12 protein-coding genes are annotated in these 12202 nt (G+C 71.8%); 2 read left to right on the forward strand and 10 right to left on the reverse strand.

Annotated elements, in window-relative coordinates; genetic code table 11:
- The 9 genes from E1281_RS30205 to E1281_RS30245 form a co-directional block, all read right to left on the reverse strand.
- On the reverse strand, window positions 1-1025 hold a 1025-nt coding region (locus E1281_RS30205), incomplete at its 3' end, for an MCE family protein (protein ID WP_131883124.1).
- Window positions 1022-2092, reverse strand: a complete 1071-nt coding sequence (locus E1281_RS30210; protein WP_131883125.1) for an MCE family protein — start codon at window positions 2090-2092, stop codon at window positions 1022-1024. The genes E1281_RS30210 and E1281_RS30205, both read right to left, overlap by 4 nt.
- Window positions 2092-3138, reverse strand: a complete 1047-nt coding sequence (locus E1281_RS30215) for an MCE family protein (RefSeq protein WP_131883126.1) — start codon at window positions 3136-3138, stop codon at window positions 2092-2094. The genes E1281_RS30210 and E1281_RS30215 overlap by 1 nt, the downstream gene beginning before the upstream one ends.
- Window positions 3135-4160 carry an MlaD family protein gene (locus tag E1281_RS30220; RefSeq protein ID WP_131883127.1) on the reverse strand — a complete coding sequence of 342 codons (1026 nt, stop codon included), beginning with the start codon at window positions 4158-4160 and terminating at the stop codon, window positions 3135-3137. The genes E1281_RS30215 and E1281_RS30220 overlap by 4 nt, the downstream gene beginning before the upstream one ends.
- 85 nt (window positions 4161-4245) lie before the next feature.
- Window positions 4246-5325 carry an MCE family protein gene (locus E1281_RS30225; RefSeq protein ID WP_131883128.1) on the reverse strand — a complete coding sequence of 360 codons (1080 nt, stop codon included), beginning with the start codon at window positions 5323-5325 and terminating at the stop codon, window positions 4246-4248.
- Window position 5326: 1 nt separating this feature from the next.
- Entirely contained in the window at window positions 5327-6355 is a 1029-nt protein-coding gene (locus E1281_RS30230; protein WP_131883129.1) for an MCE family protein, read from the reverse strand.
- Complete coding sequence (locus E1281_RS30235; protein WP_131883130.1) at window positions 6352-7218, reverse strand: ABC transporter permease; 867 nt, start codon at window positions 7216-7218, stop codon at window positions 6352-6354. The genes E1281_RS30230 and E1281_RS30235 overlap by 4 nt, the downstream gene beginning before the upstream one ends.
- Window positions 7218-8003: an ABC transporter permease gene (locus tag E1281_RS30240; protein ID WP_243717575.1), complete on the reverse strand. Its 786-nt coding sequence runs from the start codon at window positions 8001-8003 to the stop codon at window positions 7218-7220. Before E1281_RS30240 ends, E1281_RS30235 begins: the two co-directional genes overlap by 1 nt.
- 265 nt (window positions 8004-8268) lie before the next feature.
- Window positions 8269-9009 (reverse strand): nitroreductase family protein, encoded by a 741-nt coding sequence (locus E1281_RS30245; RefSeq protein ID WP_243717578.1) that lies wholly within the window; start codon window positions 9007-9009, stop codon window positions 8269-8271.
- Window positions 9010-9058: 49 nt separating this feature from the next.
- Between E1281_RS30245 and E1281_RS30250 the strand changes: the two genes are divergently transcribed.
- Window positions 9059-9604: an NADH-quinone oxidoreductase subunit B gene (locus tag E1281_RS30250; RefSeq protein ID WP_131883132.1), complete on the forward strand. Its 546-nt coding sequence runs from the start codon at window positions 9059-9061 to the stop codon at window positions 9602-9604.
- A gap of 152 nt (window positions 9605-9756) precedes the next feature.
- Here the strand turns inward: E1281_RS30250 and E1281_RS30255 are convergent, their stop codons facing one another.
- The gene (locus E1281_RS30255; RefSeq protein ID WP_131883133.1) at window positions 9757-10383 is read right to left on the reverse strand and encodes a TetR/AcrR family transcriptional regulator; all 627 of its coding nucleotides are present in this window, start codon (window positions 10381-10383) and stop codon (window positions 9757-9759) included.
- Window positions 10384-10481: 98 nt separating this feature from the next.
- On the opposite strand from E1281_RS30255, the gene E1281_RS30260 reads away from it, so the two are divergent.
- The gene (locus E1281_RS30260; protein ID WP_207943569.1) at window positions 10482-11759 is read left to right on the forward strand and encodes an acyltransferase; all 1278 of its coding nucleotides are present in this window, start codon (window positions 10482-10484) and stop codon (window positions 11757-11759) included.
- The last annotated feature ends 443 nt before the right edge of the window (window positions 11760-12202 follow it).

Below are 12202 nucleotides of genomic sequence, written 5' to 3' on the forward strand. Positions count from 1 at the left end.
GGCTTGGGGACCGGGGTCGTGTACTCGGTCGCCGCCTTGGCCGGGCCGGTGAGGGTGATGACGGGCGAGACGCGGAGGTACTTCCCGTCGGGCTCGGTGGCGGTGATGTCCGCGACGAGGGTCTGGAGGGTCGGGACGAGCCGCAGCACGTGGTTGATCTTCTGCTGGTTGGCGGTGGTCATCAGCGGCGCGGTGGGCGTCGCGGCGGCGGTCAGGAGGCAGTCGAGTCCGGGACGGGCGTCCTGGAGGAGGCCGTGCAGGTTCTCCATGGCACCGGGCCCCTTGTCGAGGACGGTGTTCAGGTCGCGGGTCGACTGCCGCAGGGACGCGCTGACCAGGGCCAGGTCGTTGACGCCGGAGGCGATGTCCTGGCGGTGCGTCGAGAGCGTCGCGGTGAGGCGGGTCAGTTCGCGGGACAGGGCGTCCAGGGTCCCGGCCTCGGCGGCGAGGGTGCCGGTGAGGCGGTGCGCGTCGGAGATCATGTCGTGCAGGTCGGTGCCGCGTCCTTCGAGGCCGGTGGCGAGTTCGTGGACGAGCGTGCGGGTGTCGCGCGGGTCGACGGCGTCGAGGGTCGTGCTGAGGCCCTCGAAGAGCTGCTTGTAGTCGGTGGTCCCGGCGGTGCGCGACAAGGGGATGTGGTCGCCGTTCTTCAGCGTCCGGCTTCCGGTGGTCTTGGACGGGGTCAGTTCGATGTACGGTTCGCCGATCGCGGACTTGCGCAGGACGCGGGCACCGACGCCGGCGGGGATGCGCGCGTCCCGGCGGATGTCGAGGGCGACCGCGACGTGGTCGCCGCTCAGCCGGATCTCGCCGACCTCGCCGACGGCGACGCCCAGGTGCGTCACCTCCAGGTCGCCGTGCAGGCCGGGTGAGGTCTCGAAGTCGGCGGTGACGGTGAAGGGCCGCTCCAGCGCGTCGATGTGGATCAGGCTCCGGGCGGCCCACACCGCGAGGGCGACGCCCAGCAGGGCGAAGAAGACCAGGTTGACGGCGACGCGCGGATACCTGAAGCGGGGAAGTCTCATGAGCGCGGCCTCAGCAGTCCGTTGAGGTTCCGGGGTCCGGCGGGCCCCTCGGTGGCGGACCCACCGGTGGCGGACCCACCGGTGGCGGACCCACCGGTAGCGCTTCCGCTGGTGGCGGGGCCGGGGTGGGGCATGAAGCCCTTGATCCACAGGAAGAGGAGGGCCTGGCCGCTGTGGGACACGGAGGGGCCGCGCAGGAAGTTCAGGACCGATCCGCTGAGCGCCTTCAGCTCGTCGCGGCCGCGCAGGGCGGCGGCGAGCAGTTCGTCCGCGCGGGCGAGGAGGGTGCCGAGCCGCGCGGCGTGGCGCTTCTGCACCTTGACGTTGACGGAGGTGGCGAGTTTCAGCAGCGCCTGGATGGTGCGCTTGAGGTTGTCGCGGTCGTCCTGGAGGCGGCGGGTGGCGAGTTCGACGGAGCCCGGCAGCCGGTCGAGTTCCTTCGAGCCCTTCCGGAGGGACGTGCCGAGCCGCGCGAGCGAGTCGAGGGCCCGGCCGAGGTCGGCGCTGGCGGCGGCGTACTGGTCGCCGACGTCGGCGGCGCGGGCGATGAGCGTGTTGAGCTTGCGGCCCTTGCCGCCGAGCGCGGTGGCGGACTCGCCGGTGATCGTGGCGATGTCCTGGCCGCCGAGGGCGGCGAGCAGCGGGCCGACCTTCGCGCTGATCTGCTCCAGGTCGGGCTGGACGGCGGTGCGTCCGACATCGGTGCCGGAGGCGAGGAACGGGCCGGTGTCCAGACGGCGGCCGGGCGCCAGATCGAGCCGCACGTAGTTCTCGCCGAGCAGCGACGACTTGGCGATCGTCGCGGTGGTCCCGGTGGGGATGCGCCGGTCGTCGCGCAGGGACATGGTGACGCGGGCGCGGTAGCCGTCCAGCCGGATGCCGGTGACGGTGCCGACGCGGATGTCGGCGACCTGGACGCTGTGCCCGGTGACGAGGCTCTGCACGTCGTCGAAGGTGGCGTGCAGGGTCATGTCGCCCTGGGGCGCGCCGATCGTCTGCAGGGAGCACCCGCCGGTGCCGATGAGCAGGACGGCCGCCAGAGCGCAGGCCACGAGCTTCCGGGTCATCACGGCCCTCCCGGGGGCGCGGCGCAGTCGGCGAGGGCCGGGTCGCCCTCGACGCAGGGGACCTCGCCCCAGCCCAGCGCCGTGAAGAGCGGCTGGAGCCACGCCCGGACGGTGCCGTGCACGACGATGCGGATGGTGGCGACGTGGTTGCGGCGGTCCCACGCCTGGATCGCCACGTCGGCGAACCGGCCGAGGCTGTCGATGGCCTGGGTGAGGCCGGCGACGTTCCCCTTGAGGCTCAGCACGATGTTGGACAGGTCGGCGACCGTGCTCGGCAGCTGCTCCCGGTAGGCGGTGATGAGCACCTCGCTCTTGCGGATCGCGGCGGCGAGGCCGGCGATGAAGGCGCGGAGCTTCTGGCGTTCCTCGGCGAGGGTGCGGCCGGTGCTGGAGAAGGAGCGCAGCAGGTCGGACAGCTTCCTGTCGCGTCCGTTGAGGTCGGCGGCCAGGTGGTGCAGGCCCTCGGCGAGCGAGGCGATCCGCTTGTCCTGGGCGGCGAGGTCGCGGGTCAGCTCGGACGTGTCGTGCAGGGCGTCGTTGATGCCGTCGCCCCGGCCGCGCAGGTTCTCGGCGGCGCGGTGCACGGCGGGGCCGAGGGCGCCGGCGTCGATCGACTTGTTGAGCTTGGCGAACGCGGCGAGCGCGTCGTCGATCTCGACGGGCAGCTCGGTGCGCTCCTGCGGGATCACCGCGCCGGGCCCGGCCTTCGGCATGCCGGGCTTCCAGACGGGATGCAGCGTCACGAACCGCTCGCCGAGCGCGTCGGCGGACTCGACGGCGGCGTGGGCCTTGGCCGGGACGGGCACGGAGCTGTTGACCTCGATGTCCACCCGGACGCGGTCGCGTTCGCTCTTGATGGCCGTGATGGTCCCGGCGTCGGCGCCCATGACCTTCACCTGGGACTGCTCGTAGAGGGACGGCGCCTTGGGGAAGTACACCGTCATCGGGTAGGTCGGCTCGGACACCACTCCGCAGCCGCCGAGCGCCGCCGTCAGCGCCAGGACGGCGGCGACCACGAGGGGACGCCTCATCGCGGGGCCTCTCATCGCCGGGCCTCCTCGGGTGCGAGTTCGGCGAGTCCGGCGAGATCCTTCGGGGACAGCGGGCCGAGGCCGGTGGAGAGGACCTCCAGCCACGGCCCCCTCCCGCCGGTCCCGGCCAGCCCGGACAGCGTCGGGCCGGCCCAGGCGAGCAGGGCGTTGAAGTCGCCGGTCACGGGCCGGAGCGTGCCGAGCGTGCCGCGCAGGTCGGCGACGAGCGACAGCAGGTCGGCCTGCTGCCCGTCGATGATCCTGGTGAGGCTCTCGACCGTGCGGTTGCCGCTGCCGAGGAACGCGGCCAGCTCGGTGCGGCGCTTGCGCAGCTCGTCCAGCATGATCTGGACGTTGGTGAGCAGCCGGGACAGCTCGGTGTCCTTGGCGCGGGCGAGCTTGAGGATGCGGTCGCCGTTGTCGAGCAGCTTCTTGATCTGCGGGTCGGACTCGTTCACGGTCTCGGCGAGCTTCGCGAGGTTGGTCAGGGCGTCGCCGAGCCTGCCGCGGTCGTCGTCGCCGATCCCGTTCAGCTCGGCCACGATCTTGTTGATCGCCTGGGTGTCGAGCTTGGAGACCGTGCGGGCGGACTCGTCCAGGACCTCGTTGACCGTCGTGGGGACCTGGGTCCGTTCGAGGGGGATGCGCCGCTCGTCGTCGGACAGGTCGGCCAGGTGCGGTTCGGCGACCGGGCCGGACAGGCGCAGGTACCGCCCGCCGAGGACGTTGGCGACCTTGATCTCGGCGCGGGTGCCGGGCCCCAGGTCGACCTCGCCGTCCACCTTCCAGCCGACCGTGACGTGGCCGCGCCGGTGGTCGGGTCTTACCGAGGTGACCTCGCCGACGCGGACGCCGGCGACCCGCACCTCGTCGCCGGCGCGCAGGTTGCCGGTGGAGGCGAAGACGCCGGTGACGGTGTAGCGGTCCTGGAGCAGCCCGCGGGTGCCGACCACGTACACCGCGACGACGAGGGCGGCGAGCGTGCCCGCGGAGACCAGCCCGACCGCGATCCGGTTGCGGTCACGAAACGACCTCATCGCGTTCCCCCAAGTGGTGCGCCCACCGAGAACTCACCATTGCGAGGAGCGTGGAGGGGCGTCCCTCCACGAGGAACCCGCCTGGTCACCATCGCGTGCCCCCGACCATGAGGTTCTCCAGTTCCTTGGGCGTGTCGACGCTCTCGGCGCCCTCCCGGGCGCCGGGCAGCCGTGTCGGGTACGGGCAGGGCGGCGCCGCGAGCGTCAGGCAGGGGATGGCCGACTCCACGAACTGGCCGTTGTCGGTGGCGGCGAAGATGCGCTGGAGCTTCGGCGTCACCGACCGGAGGACGTCGAGGAGCGCGCCCTTGTTGCGGCCCACCCCGGCGCTGAACGCGGACAGCTTCTCGACGACCCGGCCCAGTTCGCGTTCGTTGCGTGCCAGCACCGAGTCGGAGGTCCGCGTGAGGGTGGAGAGCTGGACGAGGGTGTCGTCGATGAGCCTGCGGTTGCCGGCGAACGCGTCGCTGAGGCTGACGAGGCCGTCCACGGTGGAGGCGATCTGCTTGTCGCGGCGGGCGACGATGCCGGTGACGGTCGCGTAGTCGTCCAGCATCCGCTTGAGCATCGCGCGGCGCCGCGCGATCGACGCCGACAGGACGTCGATGTCGGCGATCAGCCGGTCGATGTTCCCGGAGTTGCCGTCGAGCGCCTGCGAGAGCGACACCAGCACCGTGTTGACCTGTTTGGCGTCCAGGCTGCGGACGAGGGGGCCGAGCTGTTCGATCAGCGCGCTGCCGTCCACGACCGAGCGGGTGCGGGTGATGTGCGCGTCGGGCTTCATCTTCTCCGGGCTCTTGCCGGGGAGGAGGTACACGACGCGGCGTCCCATGGCGTCGCGCCAGCGGATCGCGGCCTCGCTGTCGGCGGGGACCTGCACCGAGTGGCGGACGGTGAGGCTGACCCGGGCCTTGCCGTCCACGACCTCGACCTCGTCCACCCGGCCGACCGGCGCCCCGGCGATCTTCACCTGGTCGCCCTCCAGCAGCCCGCTGGCATCGGTGAACGTGGCGGTCAGGTGCCATCCGCCGGAGGTGTCGACCCGGGCGATCTGCATCCCGATGATCACGGTGAGCACGCCGGTGACCGTCACGAACGACACCAGGCGGACCAGGAGGCCGGCGCGGGCGCGTGCCCGCTTGCCGCCGAGGAACCGGGGCGCCATGTCACCCTCCCCCCGCGCCGCCGCCGTACGGTCCGCACAGCCCGAGGATCAGCCCGCACGGGTCCGACGGCAGGTAGCCCTGGGAGCGCATGTAGTTCTTTCCGCCGGGGCCCTTCAGTGACGTCAGCTCCCCGTAGAGGGGCAGCAGCTGGTTCCCCGTGCGGACGGCATCGCCGACCAGGCCGAGCTGCGCGTAGATGATGCGGGCGGTGCGTTCGGAGGACCGGAACGCCTGGCCGAGCTGCCCGCCGCGCTTGTCGAACCCGTGCGCCACCAGCAGCGACACGTCCGACATACCGTCGGCGAACCCGGCGAGCCTGCCGCGGCCCTGCGCCGCCGCGCCGATCAGGGCGTTGGCGTCGCCGGAGATGCCGGTCAGCTCGTCGCCCTTGTCGGACAGCGCGCCGGTGAGGTCGGCGGAGTCGCCGATGAACCGGCGGGCGTTGCCGCGGTTGCGGTGCGCGACGTTCAGCAGCACGCCCGTCTGGTCGATGGTCTCCGCGAGCCGGGTGCCCTGCCCGCCGAGGCCGGCGGCGACCATCCGCACGATCGTCTGGACCTCCCCCGCGTCGACGGCGCCGAGGGCGGTGTCGGCGCGGGCGAGCAGGTCCGACAGGTCCCGCGGGTCGGAGGTGCGGGTGATCCGCGCGCCGGACGCCAGGTAGTGGCCGGTGTCGGCGTTCGCGCCGGGGACGAGGTCGACGTACTTGGGGCCGAACGCCGACGCGGGCACGATGGACGCGGTGACCGTGTCGGGGACCCGCGTCCCCGCGTCCAGCCGCAGCGTGAGCCGGGCCCGGCCGCCGCCGGTCAGCCCGACCTCCTCGACCGACCCGACCGTCACGCCGCGGATCTTCACCGGGGCGCCGCCGCCGAGGCCCTGGCCGGCGTGGCCGAACTCCGCGGTGAGCACCGTCCCTGGGTCGCGTCCGGGCCGGGCGACCAGGACGTACAGGACGGCCGCCGCCACCGCGAGCGTGACCGCGGTGATCAGCAGGCGGCGGCGGAGCGGGATCTCCTCATTGATCATCCGGTCAGCCTCACTGTCGCGGCGTTGCCCCAGAACACGTAGGACAGCAGCAGGTTCAGGACGACGATCACGATGATGGACAGCCGGATCGCGCGGCCCGCCGCGCGTCCCACGCCCGCCGGGCCGCCGGTCGCGTAGTAGCCGTAGAAGCAGTGGATGGTGATCACCGCGAAGGCGAACACCCCGACCTTGATCGCGCTGTAGACCAGGTCGATCGTCGGCAGGTAGAGCCGGAAGTAGTAGTCGTAGACGCCGGGTGCCAGGTCGAAGAAGCCGGTGCTGATCAGCCGGGTCGCGAAGAAGCTGGCGAACAGCGCGATCAGGTACAGCGGGACGAGCGCGATCAGCGCCGCGACGACCCGCGTGCACACCAGGTAGGCGAACGACCCGATGCCCATGACCTCCAGGGCGTCGATCTCCTCGGAGATGCGCATCGCGCCGAGTTCGGCGGTGAACGCCGACCCGCACTGGGCGGCGAGCGCCACCGCGGCGATCACCGGGGTGATCTCGCGGACGTTGGCGAACGACCCGACCAGCCCCATGAACGACTGCGCGCCGATCGACTGGAGCCCGGTGTAGCCCTGCAGGCCGACCTCGGTGCCGACGAAGAACGCCATCGTGAAGATCACGAAGATCATGCCGCCGCCGACGACGCTGGCGCCGACGCCGACCACCACGTCGCTGACGTGCCGCGCGATGGTCTTGGTGTACTTGCGGCGGAGGAACAGGTCCCGCACCGTGTACAGCAGGATGCGGTAGACGAACACCGGCCACTGGGCCAGGTCCCCGGAGCGCCGGAGCGCCGCCGCCCCCGTCCGGGCGGCGCGCGGGGCGGCTCTCTCGATCACGGGCAGGCCGGCCATCAGATCCTCGGCGGGAACGCGACGAAGTACACCGTCGTGATCACGTAGTTGAGGGCGAACACCAGCAGGAACGCGACGACGATCGCGCGGTTGACGGCGCGGCCGACCCCGACGGGGCTCGCCTCGCAGCTCATCCCCATGTAGCAGGCGACCACGGCCGCGACGACCCCGAACAGCCACGACTTCAGCAGTGTCACCAGCAGGTCGGACGTCTGGAGCAGCGACACCGCGCCGTCGAAGTAGGCGCCCGGCGTGACGTCCTGGAGCAGGACGTTGAACACGAAGCCCCCGGCCGCCCCCGAGACGATGACCAGGGACGCCAGCAGCGTCGAGATCAGGCTGCCCGCCCAGAGCCGCGGCGTGACGAGCCGGTGGACGGGGTTGACCGCCATCGCCTCCATCGCCGACAGCTCGTCGCGGATCCGGCGGGCACCCATGTCGGCGGTCATCGCCGACCCGCCGGCCCCGGCGATGATCAGCGCGGCGGCGATCGGCGCGACCTCGCGCACCAGCCCGACCACGACGGCGCCGCCGGTCGCGGACTGGGCGCCGAGCTGGGCCGCGAGTTGCCCGACCTGGAGCGCGACCGTCGCGCCGAGCGGCAGCGAGACGAGGATCACCGGCAGGCTGGTGACCCGGGCGAGGAACCACGCCTGCTCGGCGAACTCCCAGGCCCAGTTCCGCACGTCCCACGTCCGGCGGACGGCCTCGAGCGCGACGACGAACAGCTCGCCGACCTCGTCCAGCAGGCCGTGCACGCGCCGCGGGATGTCGATGGCGGACAAGGGACCTATCACTTCCTCAACGGTGGGTCGTGGATCCGGTGGCCCCCGCGTTCGCGGCGCGAGGGCGGGCGCCACGCGGAGCCGCCGGCGGCCTGGCCGGAGCCGGCGATCCATGACCTTAGAGTGTTGTTAGCGAAGCGACAATAGCTTATTGGCTATCCGCCAATAAAATCACGCATGCGCGACCCGCGCCGTACGTCCGGTGTACGGCGCGGGTCAGGTGTACGGCGCGGGTTGCCGGGGTGGGCGTCGAGGGACGTCCCGGCTACCAGCGGTCGAGGTGCAGCACTTCGTCCAGCGGGACGCGCGAGGCGGGACGGAACGTGTCGCCGGTGTAGTAGGCGGTGGGGATGAGCGCGCCCTGCCGCACGCCGTCGGGCAGGCCGAGCAGGTCGGCCACCTCGTTCTCGTACGCGAGGTGCAGCGACGTCCACGCGGTGCCGAGCCCGCGCGCCCGCGCCGCCAGGGCGTAGTTCCACGCGGCGGGCAGCAGCGAGCCCCACAGGCCGGCCTGGTTGCCGTCCGGGAGGCGCCCACCGTGCAGCCGCAGGCACGGGATCACCAGGACGGGCACGTCGCCCATGCGCTCGGCCAGGTACGTGGCGCTGTCGCCGACGCGGCGCTGCACCTCGGCGCGTTCGGGGTCGTCCTTGTAGAGCGTGGCCGCCGTCCCCCCGGCCTGGGCGTAGGAGGCGAACGAACGCCGGTAGTACTCCCCGATCGCCGCGCGGGTCTCCGGATCGGTGACGACGATCCACTGCCAGCCTTGCCGGTTGCTCCCGCTCGGCGCCTGGAGCGCTATCTCCAGGCACTCGCGGACGAGTTCCAGGGGTACGGGCCGGTCCAGGTCGAGGCGTTTGCGCACCGTGCGGGTCGTGGTCAGCAGTTCGTCCGGGCCGAGCGGCAGCGTCGTCATGATCTCCATCGTGCCCCAGCCGCCGCCCCGTACGCCTCGCCGCCCGTGGGCGGCCGCCTCCATCAGTTTGGACCAGGTGGTCCATTTCACACCTGCATATGTTTGGACCAGGCGGTCCATTCATGGGTATCGTCCCCTCATGGGACTTGAGGAACAGCTTCCCAGCGGTTTCCTGCTGACCACCGTGGAGAAGCTCGCGGGCTGGGCGAGATCGAGCTCGATGTGGCCGATGACCTTCGGGCTGGCCTGCTGCTCCATCGAGCTGATGGACGTCGGCATGCCGCGCCACGACTTCTCCCGCTGGGGGATGGAGCGCGCCTCGGCCACGCCCCGGCAGGCCGACCTGATGGTCGTCGCGGGCCGGGTGAGCCAGAAGATGGCGCCCGTGCTGCGGCAGATCTACGACCAGATGACCGGACCGAAGTGGGTCATCGCGATGGGCGTGTGCGCCTCGTCCGGGGGAATGTTCAACAATTACGCGGTCGTGCAGGGCGTCGACCACATCGTGCCCGTGGACGTCTACGTCCCCGGCTGCCCGCCCCGGCCCGAGATGTTGCTGGACGCGATCCTCAAACTGCACGACCAGGTCCGGAACGGCACCCTCGGCGCGGACCGGAAGGCCGAGATCGCCGAACGGGAGGAGCGAGCCGTCATGCGCCGGCGGCCGTCACGGATCGGCATGTAGCCGCCACGGATCGGCACGTAGCAGATGGGCACGTAAATAGAAGGTCGGCACGTAGAAGGTGGGCACGCGGAAGTCGGCACGCGGAAAGCCGGCACGCGGAAGCCGGCACGCGGAAGCCGGCACGCGGAAAGCCGGCACGGGGCCGGACGCGCTCAGGCGGGTTCAGGAGCGGCGAGGAGGCCGCGGAGCAGGTCGATCTGCACGTGGGCGAGGCGCTGCCCCTCCGCGATGTCGGTCTCCCCGAGATGCCGGAGCGCCCACGCGTTGATCGTCCACAGCGTCGCGAGCGTCAGTTCGCCCTGGAGGGACGGGGGCAGGTCGTCGCGGACGGCACCGGCCGCGCGCCCGGCCTGCAGCGCCCGGCCGAGCCACGCGTCGATCCCGCGCCTGACGCGGGCGAGGGACCCGTCGTCGTGGGCCGGGGCGTCCGGGACGTAGAAGAGCCGCCAGAAGTCGATGAGCCGGCAGTCCACCGCGGCGGCGCCCATCAGGTCGTCCGACATGCGGGCGACCTCGTCCCAGAATCCGGGGACGGCGAGCGACTCCGGGTCGGGCACCTTCACGGCGTCGTTCAGCTCGTCGACGAGCCCGCTCACCACCGCGTCGAACAGCGCCTCTTTCGACTCGAAGTAATGGTAGAAGGAGCTCTTGCTCATGCCGCAGGCCCGGATGATGCGGTTCAGCGACGCGCCGCCGAACCCGTGGCGCACGAACTCCCGCATGGCGAGATCGAGCAGTTCACGGCGCCGTTCGGGTGGCAGCACGGCCTTGGATCCCACACGAAAAGCATAGCCCGGGTGACCGAACGTCACGCGCCCGCAAGGTGATCTTGTGGGTTCTGGCGGCACCCTTGCGCTGAGTCACCTAGCCTGTCGGGATGGTCGCTACAACGGGTGATTCCTCACCTCCGTCCCGACTTGGGTGGCTTGATGCGCTGCGGGGAGGGGCGGCCCTGGCGGTGGCGTTCCACCACGCGACCTACGTCTACCTGCCCAACCTCCGGGTCAAGCTGGCCGACTGGTTCGATCCGGGCGTGTACGGCGTGCTGGTGTTCTTCCTCGTCAGCGGGTACATCGTGCCCGCGTCGCTGGAGCGGCGCGGCAGCGTCCGCGGGTTCTGGATCGGGCGGTTCTTCCGCATCTACCCGCTGCTGGCGGTCACGTGCGTCCTCGCGGTACTGCCGTTCCTGCTGGGCGTGCTCGGGCTGCGGGCGGGGCTGGAGCGCTACTCCCCCGCGACCGCCGTCCTGGCGCACATGACGATGCTCCAGGACCTGCTGAACGTCCCCAACGCGATGAACGTGCTGTGGACGTTGTCCTACGAGATGGCGTTCTACCTGCTGATCGTCGCGCTGTTCGTGGTGGGCAAGCACCGCCGGTCGGCGTCGGTGGCCGCCGTCCTCACGGTGGTGGCGCTGGTCGCCGTCGCGCTGACGGCGAGCGGGCTGCTCACGGGCGCGTACGCGCCGACCGCCCTGCTGTCGCGGACGGCCGGCACCGGCCCGGTGGTCGCGGTGACCTCGGCGGCGCTGGTGGTCGCGGTCGCGGCGGCGATGTCCAAGCGTCCCGCGCCGCGCATGGCCGGCGGGCTGCTCGGCGGGCTGCTCGCCCTCGTGCTGGTGACGGTGAACGGCCGCGTCGGCGCGTGGGAGGGCCTGCTCATGATCGCGATCATGTTCACGGGCACGGCCGTCCACCGCGCCGAGCACGGTCAGCTCGACCGGCGCAAGGGCGCGGTGACGGCCGCCGTCGTCCTGGTCGGGGCGGTCGTCGCCGGGACCTGGCATGCCGCGCCCCACGGGCGGTCCGCGCAGCTCGTCTGGTGCGGCGCGGTGGTGCTGGCCGCGGTGACGTTCGCGGCGGCGTGGCGGATGCGGCACCGGCGGTTCCCCCGCTGGGCGACCGGCCTCGGGACGATCAGCTTCTCGGTGTACCTGCTGCATCCGCTGCTGCTGATGGTGGCGGCGCAGTTCCTCGACATCTCCGGGCGGGAGGACGTGGTGGGCCTCGCGTTCTTCTTCCTGGTGCTGCTGGCGGTGAGCTGGGCGTCGCATCGCTGGATCGAGGCGCCCGCGCAACGCCTGGGGCGGCGCCTCGTCGGCGCCGCCCGGCCGAAGGCCAGGACGCAGCCGCAGGAGCAGATGCTCACCCCGTGACCCCGCCCTCGCGCGGGACGGCGCGGCCGCATTCTCGGGCCTGCCGGAGAAGACCGTTCTCCGGGCGGCCGAAGGCATTGATTTCACCGTGAACGAGCGGGTTGAAAAACAGCCGTTCGTTCAGTTGCGGCGCGACGGCCATAGAAGGCGTGCAGGTGGCGGGCGGTCTCCGCGCAGAAAGCGTTCTATTGGGGATGCGGGCGCGGGAATCGGCATTGGCGGTTTTCGTATTCGTGGTCAATAGTCGGTTGAACCGTTCCCGCGCCGCGCCCGCTTCCGCGGCGCGGGACGGAGACCGTCAGGGCCCTGCGGTCGGCACGTTCCGTTCCCGTGAAAGGACCCCCGCTCATGAGGAAGCGCAGACTGCTGGCCGTGGTTCCGGCCGCCTTCGTGGCGCTGTCCGGGACGTCGGTGGCCCATGCCGACCCCGCACCCCCGACCCC

The sequence above is a fragment of the Actinomadura sp. KC345 genome, assembly GCF_004348515.1.
Classification (GTDB): domain Bacteria; phylum Actinomycetota; class Actinomycetes; order Streptosporangiales; family Streptosporangiaceae; genus Spirillospora.

What these genes read in the sequence shown, in the direction of transcription:
- E1281_RS30235 (WP_131883130.1), bottom strand. Translation starts at nt 7,218, where the DNA reads ATGGCCGGCCTGCCCGTGATCGAGAGAGCCGCCCCGCGCGCCGCCCGG.
- E1281_RS30210 (WP_131883125.1), bottom strand. Translation starts at nt 2,092, where the DNA reads ATGACCCGGAAGCTCGTGGCCTGCGCTCTGGCGGCCGTCCTGCTCATC.
- E1281_RS30225 (WP_131883128.1), bottom strand. Translation starts at nt 5,325, where the DNA reads ATGGCGCCCCGGTTCCTCGGCGGCAAGCGGGCACGCGCCCGCGCCGGC.
- E1281_RS30250 (WP_131883132.1), top strand. Translation starts at nt 9,059, where the DNA reads ATGGGACTTGAGGAACAGCTTCCCAGCGGTTTCCTGCTGACCACCGTG.
- E1281_RS30230 (WP_131883129.1), bottom strand. Translation starts at nt 6,355, where the DNA reads ATGATCAATGAGGAGATCCCGCTCCGCCGCCGCCTGCTGATCACCGCG.
- E1281_RS30215 (WP_131883126.1), bottom strand. Translation starts at nt 3,138, where the DNA reads ATGAGAGGCCCCGCGATGAGGCGTCCCCTCGTGGTCGCCGCCGTCCTG.
- E1281_RS30220 (WP_131883127.1), bottom strand. Translation starts at nt 4,160, where the DNA reads ATGAGGTCGTTTCGTGACCGCAACCGGATCGCGGTCGGGCTGGTCTCC.
- E1281_RS30260 (WP_207943569.1), top strand. Translation starts at nt 10,482, where the DNA reads ATGGTCGCTACAACGGGTGATTCCTCACCTCCGTCCCGACTTGGGTGG.